The 16,726-nt window shown below is 33.5% G+C and carries 15 protein-coding genes; 6 read left to right on the forward strand and 9 right to left on the reverse strand.

The genetic code is table 11. The features are described 5' to 3' along the window. Nucleotides 1–25: 25 nt before the first annotated feature. The 6 genes from RM697_RS07920 to RM697_RS07945 all read right to left on the reverse strand — a co-directional run bounded on the left by RM697_RS07920 (nt 26) and on the right by RM697_RS07945 (nt 8,701). Nucleotides 26–772, reverse strand: coding sequence for a succinate dehydrogenase/fumarate reductase iron-sulfur subunit (locus RM697_RS07920; protein ID WP_311427329.1), 747 nt, complete (start codon nt 770–772; stop codon nt 26–28). A gap of 9 nt (nt 773–781) precedes the next feature. Continuing rightward, entirely contained in the window at nt 782–2,779 is a 1,998-nt protein-coding gene (locus RM697_RS07925; protein WP_311427330.1) for a fumarate reductase/succinate dehydrogenase flavoprotein subunit, read from the reverse strand. Nucleotides 2,780–2,794: 15 nt separating this feature from the next. Then, nucleotides 2,795–3,451 (reverse strand): succinate dehydrogenase cytochrome b subunit, encoded by a 657-nt coding sequence (locus RM697_RS07930; RefSeq protein WP_311427331.1) that lies wholly within the window; start codon nt 3,449–3,451, stop codon nt 2,795–2,797. Nucleotides 3,452–3,552: 101 nt separating this feature from the next. Beyond that, nucleotides 3,553–4,788, reverse strand: a complete 1,236-nt coding sequence (locus RM697_RS07935; RefSeq protein WP_311427332.1) for a hypothetical protein — start codon at nt 4,786–4,788, stop codon at nt 3,553–3,555. Nucleotides 4,789–4,951: 163 nt separating this feature from the next. Next, nucleotides 4,952–5,818 (reverse strand): hypothetical protein, encoded by an 867-nt coding sequence (locus RM697_RS07940; protein ID WP_311427333.1) that lies wholly within the window; start codon nt 5,816–5,818, stop codon nt 4,952–4,954. 39 nt (nt 5,819–5,857) lie between these two features. Continuing rightward, entirely contained in the window at nt 5,858–8,701 is a 2,844-nt protein-coding gene (locus RM697_RS07945) for a WD40/YVTN/BNR-like repeat-containing protein (RefSeq protein ID WP_311427334.1), read from the reverse strand. A gap of 196 nt (nt 8,702–8,897) precedes the next feature. Between RM697_RS07945 and RM697_RS07950 the strand changes: the two genes are divergently transcribed. From RM697_RS07950 to RM697_RS07960, 3 genes are all read left to right on the forward strand, one after another. Then, nucleotides 8,898–9,197 (forward strand): hypothetical protein, encoded by a 300-nt coding sequence (locus tag RM697_RS07950; protein ID WP_311427335.1) that lies wholly within the window; start codon nt 8,898–8,900, stop codon nt 9,195–9,197. Between the two features lie 129 nt (nt 9,198–9,326). Next, on the forward strand, nt 9,327–10,619 hold the full coding sequence (locus tag RM697_RS07955) for an aminopeptidase P family protein (RefSeq protein ID WP_311427336.1): 1,293 nt from the start codon (nt 9,327–9,329) through the stop codon (nt 10,617–10,619). A 29-nt stretch (nt 10,620–10,648) separates the two neighbouring features. Then, the gene (locus tag RM697_RS07960) at nt 10,649–11,305 is read left to right on the forward strand and encodes an HAD family hydrolase (RefSeq protein ID WP_311427337.1); all 657 of its coding nucleotides are present in this window, start codon (nt 10,649–10,651) and stop codon (nt 11,303–11,305) included. Here RM697_RS07960 and brnQ read toward each other — a convergent pair. Then, complete coding sequence (brnQ, locus tag RM697_RS07965; protein WP_311427338.1) at nt 11,289–12,575, reverse strand: branched-chain amino acid transport system II carrier protein; 1,287 nt, start codon at nt 12,573–12,575, stop codon at nt 11,289–11,291. The two genes, RM697_RS07960 and brnQ, sit on opposite strands and share 17 nt — an antisense overlap. 3 nt (nt 12,576–12,578) lie before the next feature. Beyond that, nucleotides 12,579–14,132: a serine hydrolase gene (locus RM697_RS07970; protein ID WP_311427339.1), complete on the reverse strand. Its 1,554-nt coding sequence runs from the start codon at nt 14,130–14,132 to the stop codon at nt 12,579–12,581. A 78-nt stretch (nt 14,133–14,210) separates the two neighbouring features. On the opposite strand from RM697_RS07970, the gene RM697_RS07975 reads away from it, so the two are divergent. The 3 genes from RM697_RS07975 to RM697_RS07985 all read left to right on the forward strand — a co-directional run bounded on the left by RM697_RS07975 (nt 14,211) and on the right by RM697_RS07985 (nt 15,630). Next, nucleotides 14,211–14,987, forward strand: a complete 777-nt coding sequence (locus RM697_RS07975; RefSeq protein WP_311427340.1) for an alpha/beta fold hydrolase — start codon at nt 14,211–14,213, stop codon at nt 14,985–14,987. A gap of 61 nt (nt 14,988–15,048) precedes the next feature. After that, a complete protein-coding gene (locus RM697_RS07980; protein WP_311427341.1) occupies nt 15,049–15,333 on the forward strand; it encodes a DUF1660 family phage protein in 285 nt (94 codons plus the stop codon). Between the two features lie 69 nt (nt 15,334–15,402). Beyond that, on the forward strand, nt 15,403–15,630 hold the full coding sequence (locus RM697_RS07985; protein ID WP_311427342.1) for a DUF1660 family phage protein: 228 nt from the start codon (nt 15,403–15,405) through the stop codon (nt 15,628–15,630). On the opposite strand, the gene thiL is transcribed toward RM697_RS07985, so the two are convergent. After that, nucleotides 15,614–16,666 carry a thiamine-phosphate kinase gene (gene thiL, locus RM697_RS07990; protein ID WP_311427343.1) on the reverse strand — a complete coding sequence of 351 codons (1,053 nt, stop codon included), beginning with the start codon at nt 16,664–16,666 and terminating at the stop codon, nt 15,614–15,616. The genes RM697_RS07985 and thiL overlap by 17 nt on opposite strands. Nucleotides 16,667–16,726: the final 60 nt, after the last annotated feature.

The following is a 16,726-nucleotide window of genomic DNA, read 5'->3' on the forward strand; positions in this document are numbered from 1 at the left end:
AAAAACATATTCAATAATTATTTACCTAACCTTTCAAGCTAGCTTTTAAATATTCTCTATTCATACGCGCAATATTCTCTAAAGAGATACCTTTAGGACATTCTACTTCGCAAGCTCCAGTATTAGTACAGTTACCAAAACCTTCTTCATCCATTTGTTTTACCATATTTAGTACACGATCTGTTGCTTCAACTTGTCCTTGAGGCAATAATGCAAATTGAGATACTTTAGCACCAACAAATAACATGGCACTAGAGTTTTTACAAGTTGCAACACATGCACCACAACCAATGCAAGTTGCAGCACTAAAGGCATCATCAGCATCATGTTTATTAACAGGTATAGCGTTAGCATCAATGGTATTACCAGATGTATTTACAGAAATAAATCCACCTGCATGTTGTATACGATCAAACGCGCTTCTATCCACAACTAAATCTTTAATTACAGGAAATGCTGACGCTCTAAAGGGTTCTATATAAATGGTGTCACCATCTTTAAATTTACGCATGTGTAACTGACAAGTTGTGACACCTCTATCTGGCCCATGAGCTTCGCCATTAATATATAAGGAACACATACCACAAATACCTTCTCTACAATCGTGATCGAAAGCTACTGGCTCATCGCCTTTTGTAATTAATTCACTATTTAATACATCTAACATTTCTAAGAAAGACATATCTGGTGATACATCAGAAATCTGATAATCTACCATTTTACCTTTATCATTCGCGTTCTTTTGACGCCATATTTTTAACGTTAAATTCATAGCTTTCCTTTATTTATAACTTCTTTCTTTTACTTCTATATTTTCGTATTGTAAATCTTCTTTATGTAATACAGCATCTTTCGGCTCTCCTTTGTATTCCCATGCAGACACATATTGAAACTCTTTACGACGCATAGCTTCACCCTCAGGTGTTTGGTATTCTTCTCTAAAGTGACCACCTGCAGATTCTTCGCGTTGCAAGGCATCTTTAGCAAACAACTCACCTAATTCTAAGAAATCAGCAACACGTCCTGCTTTTGCTAATTCCTCATTAAACTCATCAGCAGAACCCGGAACTCTGACATCTTTCCAAAACTCAGCTCGTAACTCAGAAATTTCAGAAATGGCTTCTTTAAGTTCTTTTTCGTTCCGTGCCATTCCACATTTATTCCACATGATCTTTCCTAATTTTTTATGGAAATAATCAACAGGTTTTGTTCCTTTATTATTAATTAAATGATCGATATTGTCTTTAACATTCTTTTCAGCCTCTTCAAATGCTGCAGTTTCAGTAGAAATAGGTCCTGTTCTAATATCGTCAGCTAAATAATCACCAATAGTATAAGGCAACACAAAGTAACCATCAGCTAAACCTTGCATTAATGCAGAAGCACCAAGTCTATTTGCTCCATGATCCGAGAAGTTAGCCTCACCAATAGCATATAATCCAGGAACTGTGGTTTGTAAATTATAATCTACCCAAACACCTCCCATAGTGTAATGAACTGCTGGGTAAATCATCATTGGTGTTTCATAAGGGTTTTCATCTACAATTTTTTCATACATCTGAAATAGGTTTCCGTATTTCGTTTTCACAATGTCCTGACCTAATTTTTTCACTAAAGCGTCGTCATTTTCATCCAAACCTTTAACATGCGCTTGTTCTCTTCCATATCGCATAAAAGCTGAAGCAAAGTCTAAGTACACCGCTTCACCTGTAGCATTAACTCCATAACCAGCATCGCAACGCTCTTTGGCTGCTCTAGAAGCCACATCTCGAGGCACAAGATTACCAAAAGCAGGATAACGACGCTCTAAATAGTAATCTCTATCTTCTTCTGATAATTCTGTTGGCCTTAGTTGACCAGCTCTAATAGCCTCAACATCTTTCTTGTGTTTTGGTACCCAAATACGTCCATCATTACGCAAAGATTCAGACATCAAGGTTAATTTGGACTGATGATCACCAGATACAGGAATACAGGTTGGGTGAATCTGTGTGTAACAAGGGTTAGCAAAATAGGCACCACGTTTGTGCGCTTTCCAAGCTGCTGTAACATTAGATCCCATGGCATTTGTAGAAAGGAAAAATACATTTCCATAACCACCAGTTCCTAAAACTACAGCATGTGCCGAATGACGCTCTATTTCTCCTGTCACTAAATTACGTGCTATAATACCTCTTGCTTTACCATCTACAATAACAACATCGAGCATTTCATGACGATTGTACATTTTAATTTTTCCGCGACCAATCTGACGATTCATTGCAGAATATGCTCCGAGAAGTAACTGTTGACCTGTTTGACCAGCAGCATAAAAGGTACGTGAAACCAATACACCACCAAAAGAGCGATTATCTAATAAACCACCATATTCTCGTGCAAACGGAACACCTTGTGCTACACATTGATCTATAATGTTAGCAGATACCTCAGCCAAACGGTAGACATTTGCTTCGCGCGAACGATAATCACCACCTTTTACGGTGTCGTAAAATAATCTATAGGTTGAGTCACCATCACCTTGGTAATTTTTTGCCGCATTTATTCCTCCTTGTGCTGCGATAGAGTGTGCACGTCTTGGAGAATCTTGAAAGCAAAATGCTTTTACATTATAACCTAATTCTGCAAGAGTAGCTGCTGCAGAGCCACCAGCTAAACCTGTACCTACAACAATAACATCAATTAGACGCTTGTTTGCTGGATTTACTAAATTTATTGAGTTTTTATGATTTGTCCACTTATCTGCTAGTGGTCCTTGTGGTATTTTAGAATCTAAAGCCATAGTTATGATAAGTTTTTAATGTGCAAAATGATGATAAAGTGCAATGAAAATAAATCCAACTGGTATTCCAATTGAATACACTTTACTTAATCCTTTTAAGCCATTTGTATATTTATTATTTGCACCTATAGATTGGAAGGCAGAATTAAAACCATGTAACAAGTGTAATGCTAAGAATACAAATGCCACAATATAGATCCCGACAATTAAAGGACTCTCAAAATGCTCTACGAGCTCGTGATAATAGCGTGTTGGATTTGGCTCTTGTGGATTGATATACTTTACTGTCATTTCATGCCACCAAATATTAGCCATGTGTATGATAAGAAAAGCTTCAATAATAAGCCCTGTCCATATCATATTTCTACTCATCCACGAAGAATTTGCAGCGCCATTATTTTTTGCATAAGATGCTTTTCTAGCCTTTCGGTTTTGTAATTCTAAAATAATACCCATCGTAAAGTGGAATAATATCCCTATGATTAAAATAGGTTGAAGAATAAATTGAACAGCCCAAAATGTTCCCATAAAATGAGATGCAGCATTAAAGGCATTTGCACTGAAAACAGACAGAATATTTATTGCGAAATGCTGTAAAAGAAAAAACATGAGGAAGAGCGCCGAAAGTGCCATGGCAAACTTTCTTCCAATTGAAGAATTTAAAATTCCCATTGTAGATCTAATCTTAATTTGTTAGTACTACAAAAATACGGCGCAAATGGCGTATTGCCAACTGCTCTATATTATTATTAATTATTTAGAATGATTTTAATCTAAAAGTCGAATCTAGGATTTACTATAGTATTGTAGATAGAACCAAAAGAGTAACTAAATCCTATACTTACAAAATAATTATAGCCAGATTGCAATTGCTGTTGTTGCAGAAGCAACTCTTCTAAAGACAGGTCACCTCCTGGTAAATTAATTTGATTTCTGGTAATAGAATAACTTCCGCTTAAATTAAAATTAAATCCTTTAAACAAGCGTATTCTTGTACCAACAAAGAAATTTACAGCGTATAAACTTGTATCATTTAAAAACTGATTATAAGAGACTTCGGCATTAAAATTTCCCCATTCTTGGTTTACCCTTCCTCCAAGTTGTATACCATGTTCCCATAAGTATTCATCTGTTTTATTAAAAACAGTACGCTCAATATAGTCGTTAAAACGTATACCATTTCTGTAGGATATTGTAAGTTGTTTTTTTGCTGAATCTACATAATCAAAAAAACTGTATTCTAAAGCTGGCCTAAACGTATAATATAAATCTGTATTGTTAAAAGTGGATGATCCAATACTCCCAAAAAATCCATATGACCAATGATCGTTAATACTTATGATATCACTAATATTTAAAAATTTTCTATCATTAATACCTACAATTTCTTCACCTTCAAACTCAAATACATTTCTACTTTCACTAAAGCGTGCTCGTAATGAAAACTTATTTTTTTCTGTAACCCTTCTTGCTGAAGCACTGATATTAATATTACTAAATCTACTTTGCTCTTGTCCATCAAAGAATCCTCCTGCTCCTACCTGAAACAACCAGTAATTCCATGGATCATCTTCTTCAACATCGTCTTTTTCTTCTTCAGGTACCGGAACACTAACTTTAACCTCGTCTGTGGTTCCGTTGGCAATCCAAAACCTTACCAAACCTAACTTAAGATATTCTAAAACACGTTGACGTGTTTCATCTCTGGTCATATTAGTATCTGTAGAAAAAGTAAGGGTGTAATTTATGGCTTCAAACTCTTTTTTACCAATGAATTGCATCTCATAGCTTCGTCCCCCACTTCCATTTCGTTGTGTAACTACAAAAACGTGTACATCTCCTAAAAATTGATCTCTAACAAATTGAGTATTACCGAGATTTTGTCTTAAGTATTCGCTATCGCAAACATTACAGTCTAAAAAAATACTTATTTGCTCAGTGATATTGGTTTGTGCAAATGATAAATAACTAGATAAAAAAAGAAGAATTAAAATGAATCTTTTTTGCATATGGGTTGATTGATGGTTAAGCGTTTGAATAATGCTACATTATCACTAACGCATTAAAATGATTCTAGTATACAGAACCTAATAATTTGTTCAAACTAACGGATTATAAAATAAAACTATGTGAAAAATATGTGAAAGAAATGTCAAAAATAGTTACCAACTCTTAATTTGAAACTATTGGAATTAATCCTCTTAATCCCATATCAACGACCTGCTCACCAGCTTCTGGCTCATATTTACCATCAATATTGACTTCGGTCCATTCAAAACTATTATTGATAGAAAATGATAGTACAACTTCTACATCTTCGGTTTCATTTCCTGTTATTGTAAAACCATTTTCAAATTCACCTGTAACAACACAAGAACCTTGAGGCACAGGTGATGTTGCAAATAAAGGATTAGGTACTGTTGTAGCTCCTTCTGGAGCCTGACCTTGTGTTGTAAAACCTAAAGCTTCAAAAGCCCAAAAGCCCTGAAGTTTATCATCATTAACAGTAATAGAACTACCATTTAAATTAAATGACGTTATGTAATTGTTGTAACCAACAAAACTACCTAGGGTTCCAGAAATTTCAGTACCATTAACCAATAAATCAATAGCTCCTTCTTGGTACGCAAGCGAAACTCTGACCCATTGATAACTGCCTGTATTGACTTCATTGAGTGGGATACTCAAAAAAGTATCATTATTTCCAGCAAAGAGGGATTGTTGAAAATCTATTGCCATATTACCTCCAAGATTTGTTTCAGCACCTTCGTAAATAACCTCTCCTTGTCCTAAAAACGTAGTTGTAGTTGGAGCGAATTCAATATAATTAGCACTCATTCTGGCTATTAAAGGAGATTGAGCCGCATTACCAGGAGCTACTGTAACTGGCTGACCAAGATTACCAAGTCGCTGTTGGTTTGGATCAAATTTAAATTTAATGATTAAACTTGGATTATTAGCTGAGTTATCAGAATCTGAACTACAGGCAAATAGTAGACAAATTAATAACCAAAGAGGAATACATTTTAAGATTTTCATACATCTATAAATTTATACTCTAACGCTTAAATATGTATTTTATTTGAGTTCTAATATTTTTGAAATATCATCAATGACAATAGAATAACTACCTTTTGGTAGATAGTATTTTCCGTTACTAGCTTCATTAATATCAATACTACTATTTTCCTTCAATAAAGCTTTTCTTCCTTTTTTAGTTATCTCTAAGTTATAATTTACATAGTTAAACCCTTTGTCTGCGTTAATGGTTATACTATTTAATTGAGCTCCTTTTTTAGATACAATTTTAATGGTTTTTTCTCCTGAAGTATTATTATAAAATTGAATGGTTGTTTTAGGCTCGTAAGCCTCTAACCAAGGGCTCCAGGAATTTCCCCAACGATTAGAATGGCGCACAGATGCTATACTAAATAATGTAACAGGTTTGCTCATCATGTTGTCATTCATTTTTTGTAATGGTGCAATATTGGCTTTATAAATACTGCGTCCATGTGTACCTAATAAAACATCTTTAGCTTCTGGTTGTATAACGATATCGTGTACTGCAACATTTGGAATACCATTTGAAAATATTTCCCAACTGCTTCCCATATCAAAAGATACATAAGCACCATTATCGGTCCCTAGATATAATACATTTTCATTTTCTGAATCTTCTCTAATCACATTTACTGGTGATGCAGGAATATTACTGCTTATATCTTTCCATGTCTGCCCATAGTCTTCACTCATGTATATATACACTTTAAAATCGTCCCAACGATAACCATTTAAAGTCACATACACACGTTCTTTTTTATGCTGCGAGGCTATTACACGACTTACCCAAAGGTCTTTAGGAAAAGAATTAGAAATTTTAGTCCAGCTTCCTCCTGCATTTTTAGTTATATATATTAAACCATCATCACTTCCAGAATAAATTAAGCCAAACTCAAAAGGACTTTCAGAAATAGAAGTAATTGTTCCATAAGCTACATTCCCTTTTTTTCCTCCATTGGTTAAATCGTCACTAATGGCTTGCCAATCATCACCTTGATTCATAGATCTCATTAGTTTATTACCTCCTAAATACAATATATCTTGATTGTGTGGTGACAATAAAATTGGTGTTTGCCAATTAAAACGATAAGGGTTTTCACCTAATTGATGCTTTATATTAAAGCGTTTAAATTCATCTGTTTCTCTATTAATTCTAAAATAATTTCCAAACTGAAAACCTGTGTATACGATATTGGAATTACGAGAGTCTATTTGAATTTGCATACCATCTCCTCCCATAATACTCTTCCATGGATATTGTCCGCTCTGATGCCATCCTTTATTTTCTGGTGCATTATGAGCGCCAACCCAAACACCATTATCTTGTAGTCCACCATAAACATTATATGGTTTTTCATTATCTACATTAATAGCATAAAATTGTCCAACTGAAGGCGCATTATTCTTAATCCAATTTTCACCATCGTCATAAGTAATATTTACGCCTCCATCGTTACCATCTATAAGATGATTAGGATTCTTTGGATTAATCCATAACGCATGATGATCTGCATGCACATTTTCTGCACTAATGGACGTCCAGTTTTTACCACCATCTTTAGATTTTACTATTGGTACTCCATAGATATAAATATCATTTTCATTAACTGGAGACACATGAATATGACCAAAATAATAACCATAACTAAAGTATATTCCATCTAAATAATCATCATGAGTTTTACTCCAACTTTTTCCACCATCAGTACTTTTATATACCTCAGCACCAACAACTGGTGTGTCAAATAACATAGAGTTAGCATCTTCTAAATATTTAGCTAAATCAATAGGTTTTAAATGACCAGAACGGACCATTTGCTTTACATTATCGGATCTATATTTTTCTTGAAATCCATTTGTCTTTAAAAAATTATTCAACTTTTTATCATCTAATGCTAAAAAGTCAGAATTAGTCATAGCTTTAAAATCATTTTTTGTCAGACCTCTTCGTTCTTCTTTATCATTATCATCAGGTCGTCTAAATTGACTATCATGAACAGCATAAACAATATTGTCATTGAAAACAGCCACTCCTATTCTACCAACACCTTCACCAATAGGGAAACCACTTTTCTCTGTTGAAATCTTGGTCCAAGTTTCTCCAGCATCAGTACTCTTGTATATTGCTGAGTTTTTTCCATTTCCTGTAAAATTCCATGCTTTTCTATCTTTAGTCCAAGAGCTCGCAAACATAACATTGTAGTTTTTTGGACTGTGTTGTAAATCAATAATACCACTCGCATCATCTACAAAGAGTTTTTGATTCCAGGTTTTTCCACCATCAGTAGTTTTATAAATACCGCGTTGCTTATTAGATGAATATAGATGTCCCGTTACACCAACGACAACCACATCTGGATTTTCTGGGTGAATTAAAATTGGTGCAAAATGATGCGCATCCATGAGGCCAACATTAGTCCATGTTTCTCCATTATCTGTAGATTTTAAAATTCCAATACCTGCGTAAGAAGATCGTGAAGCATTATTCTCACCAGTAGCAACATAAATTGTTCTTGTTGGCCAATGCACAGCAATATCACCAACATTTTGCGTATCTGAATTATCTAAAATTGGTGTAAATGTTGTTCCATTATTAATGGTATGCCAAACGCCTCCAGATGCATAAGCTACATAAAAATCCGAGGGATTTTCAGGGTTTACATCTAAGTCTACGACACGTCCACTCATTATTGTTGGTCCTATATTATTAAAAGGTACATTTTTCACTAATGAGGTTTGTGCCATTCGTTGTTTTTGCGCCAAGGCTTGTTTCACAATTTCAGGAGAAGTTGAAGGTTGTTGTGCAACAGCAAAACATGAGCCTATAAAAAGGAGAAATGATAAGGTTTTGGAATACGACATGTTGGTTAATTTTTTAGATGCCTGAAATTAATGAATAATGACATAACCTTCAAAAAACTAACATAAAGTTTAATAGTAAATAATATTACTAATGTGACACTCTAATCACATCTTTATTATAAATATTTTATTTTTTTAACATTTTAATTATTGATTTCATTACTTTTGACGCAATTAACTAATAAATTAATATGACATGGAAGAGTATTTACCTTTAATTATTCAACTATTAAGTGGAGCTGTCGGTGGCAACCTTGCTGGCAAGCTTATGAAAGGATCATCTTTAGGAACCTTATGGAATTCTGTAGCTGGTATTCTAGGTGGAGGACTAGGTGGCCAAGTTCTTGGTATGCTAGGATTAGGTGGTGCAGCAGCAGCTGAAGCCTCTACAGGAATGGACCTTACAAGTATTTTAGGCAGTGTTGCTGGAGGTGGTGTTGGTGGTGGTATCGTTATGGCTATTATTGGAATGGTAAAAAAAGCGATGGCTAAGTAACTATTACTTAAAAATACAAAAAAAGGCAATCTTTAATTGGGTTGCCTTTTTTTATGCTTACCAAAATTGGTATTTTTGAAACGCACAATAAAATTTCTCGATTTCTCGAGAATGAAAAATTTCTTTTCAATGAAATATGATCTAATAGACCGCAACCTCTTTATAAAAAACCGCAAAAACTTCATGTCTCAAATGAAACCAAACAGTTTAGCGATTTTTAATTCTAATGATATTTACCCTGTAAGTGCAGATAGCACAATGCCTTTTGAGCAGCAAAGAGATATCTTTTATCTGAGTGGTGTGGACCAAGAAGAGAGTATTTTAGTTTTATTTCCGGATTCCCCTAAAGAAAAACATCGTGAAATTTTATTCTTAAAAGAAACTAACGATCATATTGCTGTTTGGGAAGGTGAAAAATTAACTAAGGAAGCTGCTTTAAAAACTAGCGGAATCAAAACTGTGTATTGGCTTCAGGACATGGAAAAAATCATGTTTGAAATCATGACGCAATCTGATACTGTCTATATTAACACAAATGAACATTACAGAGCCAATTTAGAGACAGAAACACGTGAAGATCGTTTTACAAAGTGGCTATGTAATAAATATCCTGCGCACAATGTAGCTAAGAGTAATCCTATTTTACAGCGATTGCGTTCAGTAAAAAACCAAATAGAATTAGATCTTATGCAGAAAGCATGTGATATTACTGAAAAAGGCTTTAAACGAGTGCTTAATTTTGTTAAACCAGAAGTCTGGGAATACAATATTGAAGCTGAATTTATGCATGAATTTTTGAATAATCGCTCAAAAGGATTTGCCTATACACCAATTATTGCCTCAGGTAATAATGCTAATGTTCTTCATTACATCGAAAACAACCAACAGTGTAAAACAGGTGATTTAATCTTAATGGATGTTGGCGCTGAGTATGCTAATTACAGTAGTGATATGTCGAGAACTATTCCTGTAAATGGAAGGTTTACCGATCGACAAAAAGCGGTTTACAACGCAGTAAATCGTGTAAAAAATGAAGCGACTAAATTATTAGTTCCAGGAACATTATGGGATCAGTACCATGTTGAAGTTGGAAAATTAATGACTTCCGAACTTTTAGGGCTTGGATTACTAGATAAAGCAGATGTGCAAAATGAAAACTCAGATTGGCCAGCCTATAAAAAATATTTTATGCATGGCACATCGCATCATATTGGTTTAGATACTCATGATTATGGATTACTTCACGAGCCTATGAAAGCTAATATGGTATTTACTGTTGAGCCTGGTATTTATATTCCAGACGAAGGTTTTGGTATTCGTCTCGAAGATGATGTAGTAATACAAGAGTCTGGTGAACCTTTTAATTTAATGCGAAATATTCCTATAGAAGTCGAGGAGATTGAGAATTTGATGAATTCTTAATGCATACTCATTAAACTCAAATCAATATCATGTTAAAAGCCGTTTTATTTGATATGGATGGTGTTATTGTTGATACCGAACCATTACATAGAAAAGCCTATTTTCAAATGTTTTCTGATATTGGAATTGATGTTTCTGATCATTTATTTGAAAGCTTTACTGGTAGCTCTACAATTGAAATTTGTAGAGCATTATGTATGCAATTTAATCTGTCTTTAGCTCCGGAAACACTTGTTCAAATTAAAAGACAACATTTTAAAGTTTTATTTGACACAGATAAAAGTTTAGCTCTTATAGATGGTGTACTAAACCTCATCAAAGATTATTACCAAAATAATCTTACTCTTGTGCTCGCCTCGTCTGCATCAATGCCAAATATTAACCGCATTTTTAAACGATTTGATCTTAATCAATATTTCAAAGCTAAACTCTCTGGAGCTGATTTACCAAAATCGAAACCTCATCCAGATATATTTATTAAAGCTGCTCAGGCTTCAGGATATAGCAGAGCGGAATGTATGGTAATTGAAGACTCAACAAATGGTATTGAAGCGGCTAAAGCTGCTAATATTTTTTGTGTTGGATATAATAGTTTACATTCTAAAAATCAAGACTATACTAAGGCCGATTTAATAATTAATGATTTTAAGGAAATCAACTTTAATAAAATTATGCTAAAGCTTTAGTGTCTTTCTTTTGAAGGAGATTAACTATAATAAAAATTATTAAAGCTGGCAATACCCAACCTAGATTCTGATTAGCTAAAGGAATAACTTCTTTAATTCCTGTTAAACTTTCTTTTGGTAAAAATGAACCTAAAAAATCTGGAATACTAAACAAAAAGGTTACAAAAATGACAGCTCTAAAAACAGCTTTTGAGGTGTATTTTTTTGGCACTACGTTCAATACAATAAGAGCTATAGTTAGTGGGTAAATAAACATTAAAGCAGGTATGGCAACAATTATAATATAGTGTACATCAAAGTGACCAACCAATACACCTAACAAACATGCAATAATAGCAGTAACAGTATATGCTAAATTTGACTCTTTAAACAAGCCTTTAAAAAAATCTGCTGTTCCTACTATTACTGAAACAGCTGTTGTAAAACAGGCTAATGAAATTAACACGCTCAAAAATATATTACCAATGTTTCCTAAGGTTTTTAAACCCAAACCTCTTAATAGTTCTGGTCTTGTAATCGAAGCATCGAATTCAGAATTATGGAGTGCACCAACAGCTATCATTCCTGCATAAATAATAAACAATCCAAATGCAGCGACTAATCCAGATTTTGCAATGATAGATTTTCGTTCCTCAAAAGTTGTACTCCCTTCAAGATTGAGTGAAATTATAACAACACCTCCAATTAAAATACCTCCTAATGCATCGTAGGTTTGATAACCCTCTAGCAATCCTGCTATTAAAGCAGGAGCCTCTAAAACTGAAGAATTTATTGTTTCTGGATGCGCAAATATTCCAATGGAAATGATTATCAAAAGAATAACAACAATTAAAGGTGTGAGATACTTACCGAGAATACTTAGAATGCTGTTTCTTTTCATAATAAAAATGAACGCAAGCCCAAAATAAATACTACTAGTTAATAAAGAATTTGTGCTAAAAAAGGGCTCAATTGCCATCTCATGTGTTACAGCTGCAGTTCTAGGAATTGGTAATGCTATAGCGATTAGATAGACACACAAACAGTATATTAAACTGAATAATGGAGATACTTTTTTACCAAAGTCCATCATTGTTCCTTGCAGTCTTGCATGACCAAACAAAGCAAGTAAAGGAATTACTACTGCTGAGACTATAAATCCAATAGCAACTAACCACCATTCTGGCCCTGAGTTAAAACCTAATTGTGGTGGCAATATTAGATTTCCTGCACCAAAAAAGCTAGCAAATATTGCAAAGCCAATTATTAAGATGGTCTTTTTATTATTCATTTATTAATTAGTTTTTCGTTTTAACTCTAAATCATGAAAATCAAAACTAAAATCGGTAATTGGTGCAATGTACTTCATACTTGCAGAAACGGCATCGCCTTTTTCATTGAATGTAAATTGTACAAAAACATCTGCATCAAAACTTCTGTTGTTCCATTTTGCCACATATGTTGTCGCATTATAAGGTAATAATTCACCGAACAATGCTGGTGAACGTTTACATTCAATTCTGTATTTGTAACCATTTACATGAGTGATAGTAACATCTCCAAACCAATCATCTGCATATGTTCCTTCAATTGATTTAGGTATAGGAAAGGTAGTGCTTTGCATTTGCTTAACTTTATTGTAAACGACTCTTTTTATACTATCATTATACTTAATATAATCTGCATTACGAGTTCCATATCTATCTAACCAATTTCTGTTTTCATAACCTAAGTAACTATCTTTAATAGTATTGGTTATGGTATTGAACGCAGACCCATTCATTTGGTTTGTTAAAACTACAATAGCTAAATCTAGCTCAGGAATCATCGTAAACTGGGTAACTGTTCCTAATAATCCTCCTGTATGATGCACTTGTTTATAGCCTCCTTTTACATCAGACACAAACCAACCCAAACCATAACCTCTAAAATGAGTGTTGTACCAATCTCCTTTTCTAACAGATAATGGTGTTTGTAATTGCCATAACTCATGAAATAAATCAGTGTCTAAAAGACGCTCTCCATCTTTGGTAACAGCATCATTCATTAAAAATTCCGCCCAAGTTAGCATATCTTCAATATTGCTCATAATACCTCCTGCTGCATTTGCTGTTTCGCTCCAGTCATGAGGAATCTGGATCACTTTCCCTTCTGTTCTTGTATGAGCATCAATCATATTTGTTCTGTCAGTAACACGATTATAAGATGCCTTACTAGATGTCATCCCAACGGGTTTCATGATTTTAGTTTCGATGAATTCTTCCCAAGACAATCCGCTTACACGTTTAAGAACTTCACCAGCGATGATAAACATATTGTTATTGTAAGCAAATTCACTTCTAAAAGAATTTTCTGGCTCTAAGTATTTTACATTATTAATAACATCTTGCACTGTAAAATCATTGCCTTCAGGAAAAAACATTAGATCTCCTGCACCTAATCCCATTCCGCTTCTATGTGTTACTAAATCTCTAACCTTAAACTGATCTGTAACCCAAGCATCATGTAATTGAAACTCAGGAATGTATTTACGAACAGGATCATCCCAGTTTAGTTTTCCTGCATCTACCATCATAGCTAATGCAAAACATGTAAATCCTTTACTATTAGATGCCACACCAACCATAGTGCTTTTATTCATTGCCTGTTTAGTTGTCAAAGACCTTACACCATGACCTTTAGCGTAAACTATTTGCCCATCTTTATAAACACCAACAGAAATGCCTGGAACGTCAAAAGTTTTAAGCGTGTTATTAATTAACTTATCTAATTCAGGTGCCGAAATTTGAGCATAACAAAACATGGATATACTAAAAAAGGCGAAAAGAAAAAAACCCTTAAAATTCATTGGATAATTGTTTTAGTGAATATCCAAATATAGTAAAATACAAGACTAATAAGTAAAGCATCCTCTATCTTTGCATTTATGATTAAACAACACAAAGGCATTAAAATTTTTTATGAAGATGAAGGCAAAGGCCCTGTAGTTTTATTATTACATGGCTTCTTGGAGACTAGTGCTATGTGGAAAGAAATCAAAAGCGAGATTATTAAAACCAATCGTGTTGTAACTGTTGATCTACTAGGACATGGTAAAACAGAATCTTTAAGCTATGTTCATTCCATGGATGATATGGCAGATGCAGTTTTTACAGTAATTAACCATTTAAATATTACAAAATTTAATGCTATAGGACATTCAATGGGTGGCTACGTAGCTTTAGCTATGGCAGAAAAGCAACCTAGTTACTTTGAAGGTTTGTGTTTAATGAATTCTTCGTTTGAAGCAGATACTGATGATCGTAAACAAATTAGGCGAAGAGCTATAGCTATGGCAAAAGTTAATTATAAGAGTTTAATAACCTTGTCTTTTGCAAATTTATTTGCTCCAGAGAGTACGGTTAATTTCAAAAAAGCGTATGATGATGCTTTAGTTATAGCATTACAAACTTCGGTACAAGGCTACATTGCTGCTCAAGAAGGTATGTTATTAAGACCAAACCGTTTTAAAACTTTTAAAACAATAAAAGGAAAAAAGTCAATTATCATTGGAAAAAAAGATACCATAATCGATAACGATTTAATAAAATTTTTAATTGAAAAAACAGACATAGAAATGTTAGAATTAGCACAAGGACATATGAGTCATATCGAAGATTTAAAGAATTTACTTACATATTTAATACATTATATCGAAAAATAAAAGTATTTAAACGTCTTTTTTTGATTTTTAATATATATTAGTAGTCCCAAATTTAACCAACATGAAAAATACGACTTCTAATGCTCCATGGACTTCTAAACTAAAGTGCTCAATTTTTGGGCATAACTATGAAGTTACGAAGAAAGTTACAAAACATGTTAAAGAATACACATGTAAGTGTTGTAAGCATCAATTAACAACAAATGGTAATGGTCGATTAACAGAATTAACACCTACATACAGAGATATAAATTCTATTTTAGAGAAGATTTATAACCGTAGAATGATGCATTTACAGAAAAAATCATTCACTTCATCGATTTATACTTTAAAAAACACTGCATAAGTTACTGATTCTGATTCATTTTATTACATTTAGAAACCCTCTAAATTAATAACTAAATTATTTTGTGTCGTGAAGCATGTTTATTGTTCATTATTTGGACATCAATTTGAAATCAGTAAAGAAGTTACTTACGCCGTTAAAGAATACAAATGCAAACATTGCAAAACAGAAGTTACCAATAATGGTAATGGCAATTTTGTAGAACTCACTCCTAAGTACAAAGAAATTAATTCAGTATTAGAGCGTATTCATTTACGTAGGCTAGCACGTAAGCAACAAACTATTCTTGATCATTAAGGGCATTCCAGCCTTGAGCCTTTAGAGGAATTGCAGTCTCAGCTCTCGTAATTAGATGTTTACCTTTGGCTTCTTCTGTAATGTAACCAATAACTGTAAAATTAGGATTGGCTTTAATCTTAGGATAATCATCCTGTGAAATAGTCATTAACAATTCATAATCTTCACCTCCATTTATAGCAATAGTTGTGCTATCTATATCAAATTCTTCACAAGTAGAAATTACTTGCGGATCTAATGGTATTTTATTCTCGTATAATTCACAACCAACTTTGCTTTGTTTACATATATGAAGAATTTCAGAAGAAATCCCATCACTAACATCAATCATTGATGTTGGTTTTACTTGGAGTTGTTCCAATAAATCTATAATATCCTTACGAGCTTCTGGTTTTAATTGACGTTCAACAATGTAAGCGTACATTGACAAGTCTGGCTGATTATTAGGGTTGACTTTAAATACTTCTTTTTCGCGTTCTAAGACTTGTAATCCCATAAATGCACCACCAATATCACCTGTAAGCACTAACAAATCATTTGGCTTAGCACCATTTCTATAAACAATTTTATCAGATTCTGCAATGCCTAATGCAGTAACCGAAATAAGTAATCCTGTAGTAGATGAAGTAGTATCACCTCCAACTAAATCCACGTTGTAATGCTTACATGCTGTATAAATACCTTCGTACAAATCCTCTAAAGCTTCTAAAGGAAATCTGTTAGATACAGCAATGGATACCGTAATTTGGGTAGCTTTAGCATTCATAGCATAAACATCGGAAAGGTTAACAACTACAGCTTTATACCCAAGATGTTTTAAAGGCATATAACTAAGATCAAAATGCACATTTTCAATGAGTAAATCTGTAGTTAAAACCGTTTGTGCGTTGTTAAAATTCAAAACAGCAGCATCGTCACCTATACCTTTAATTGAAGATTCTTGATTAATTTTAAAATTCTGCGTTAAATGGTCTATTAAACCAAACTCACCTAGTTTACTTAACGCTGTTTTCTTTGGATTTTTATCTTCTAACATACTACAAAAGTATTATGCTTTTTTGAATTATCTTTAAAAAATAAGAACCAAATAAAATTT

Origin of the sequence: Microcosmobacter mediterraneus, assembly GCF_031846265.1 — a bacterium.
Lineage (GTDB): Bacteria > Bacteroidota > Bacteroidia > Flavobacteriales > Flavobacteriaceae > Microcosmobacter > Microcosmobacter mediterraneus.

Bases quoted from the DNA above. Each gene is read 5' to 3' on its own strand.
- RM697_RS07920 (WP_311427329.1), bottom strand. From the start codon at position 772: ATGAATTTAACGTTAAAAATATGGCGTCAAAAGAACGCGAATGATAAA.
- RM697_RS07925 (WP_311427330.1), bottom strand. From the start codon at position 2,779: ATGGCTTTAGATTCTAAAATACCACAAGGACCACTAGCAGATAAGTGG.
- RM697_RS07930 (WP_311427331.1), bottom strand. From the start codon at position 3,451: ATGGGAATTTTAAATTCTTCAATTGGAAGAAAGTTTGCCATGGCACTT.
- RM697_RS07935 (WP_311427332.1), bottom strand. From the start codon at position 4,788: ATGCAAAAAAGATTCATTTTAATTCTTCTTTTTTTATCTAGTTATTTA.
- RM697_RS07940 (WP_311427333.1), bottom strand. From the start codon at position 5,818: ATGAAAATCTTAAAATGTATTCCTCTTTGGTTATTAATTTGTCTACTA.
- RM697_RS07945 (WP_311427334.1), bottom strand. From the start codon at position 8,701: ATGTCGTATTCCAAAACCTTATCATTTCTCCTTTTTATAGGCTCATGT.
- RM697_RS07950 (WP_311427335.1), top strand. From the start codon at position 8,898: ATGGAAGAGTATTTACCTTTAATTATTCAACTATTAAGTGGAGCTGTC.
- RM697_RS07955 (WP_311427336.1), top strand. From the start codon at position 9,327: ATGAAATATGATCTAATAGACCGCAACCTCTTTATAAAAAACCGCAAA.
- RM697_RS07960 (WP_311427337.1), top strand. From the start codon at position 10,649: ATGTTAAAAGCCGTTTTATTTGATATGGATGGTGTTATTGTTGATACC.
- brnQ (WP_311427338.1), bottom strand. From the start codon at position 12,575: ATGAATAATAAAAAGACCATCTTAATAATTGGCTTTGCAATATTTGCT.
- RM697_RS07970 (WP_311427339.1), bottom strand. From the start codon at position 14,132: ATGAATTTTAAGGGTTTTTTTCTTTTCGCCTTTTTTAGTATATCCATG.
- RM697_RS07975 (WP_311427340.1), top strand. From the start codon at position 14,211: ATGATTAAACAACACAAAGGCATTAAAATTTTTTATGAAGATGAAGGC.
- RM697_RS07980 (WP_311427341.1), top strand. From the start codon at position 15,049: ATGAAAAATACGACTTCTAATGCTCCATGGACTTCTAAACTAAAGTGC.
- thiL (WP_311427343.1), bottom strand. From the start codon at position 16,666: ATGTTAGAAGATAAAAATCCAAAGAAAACAGCGTTAAGTAAACTAGGT.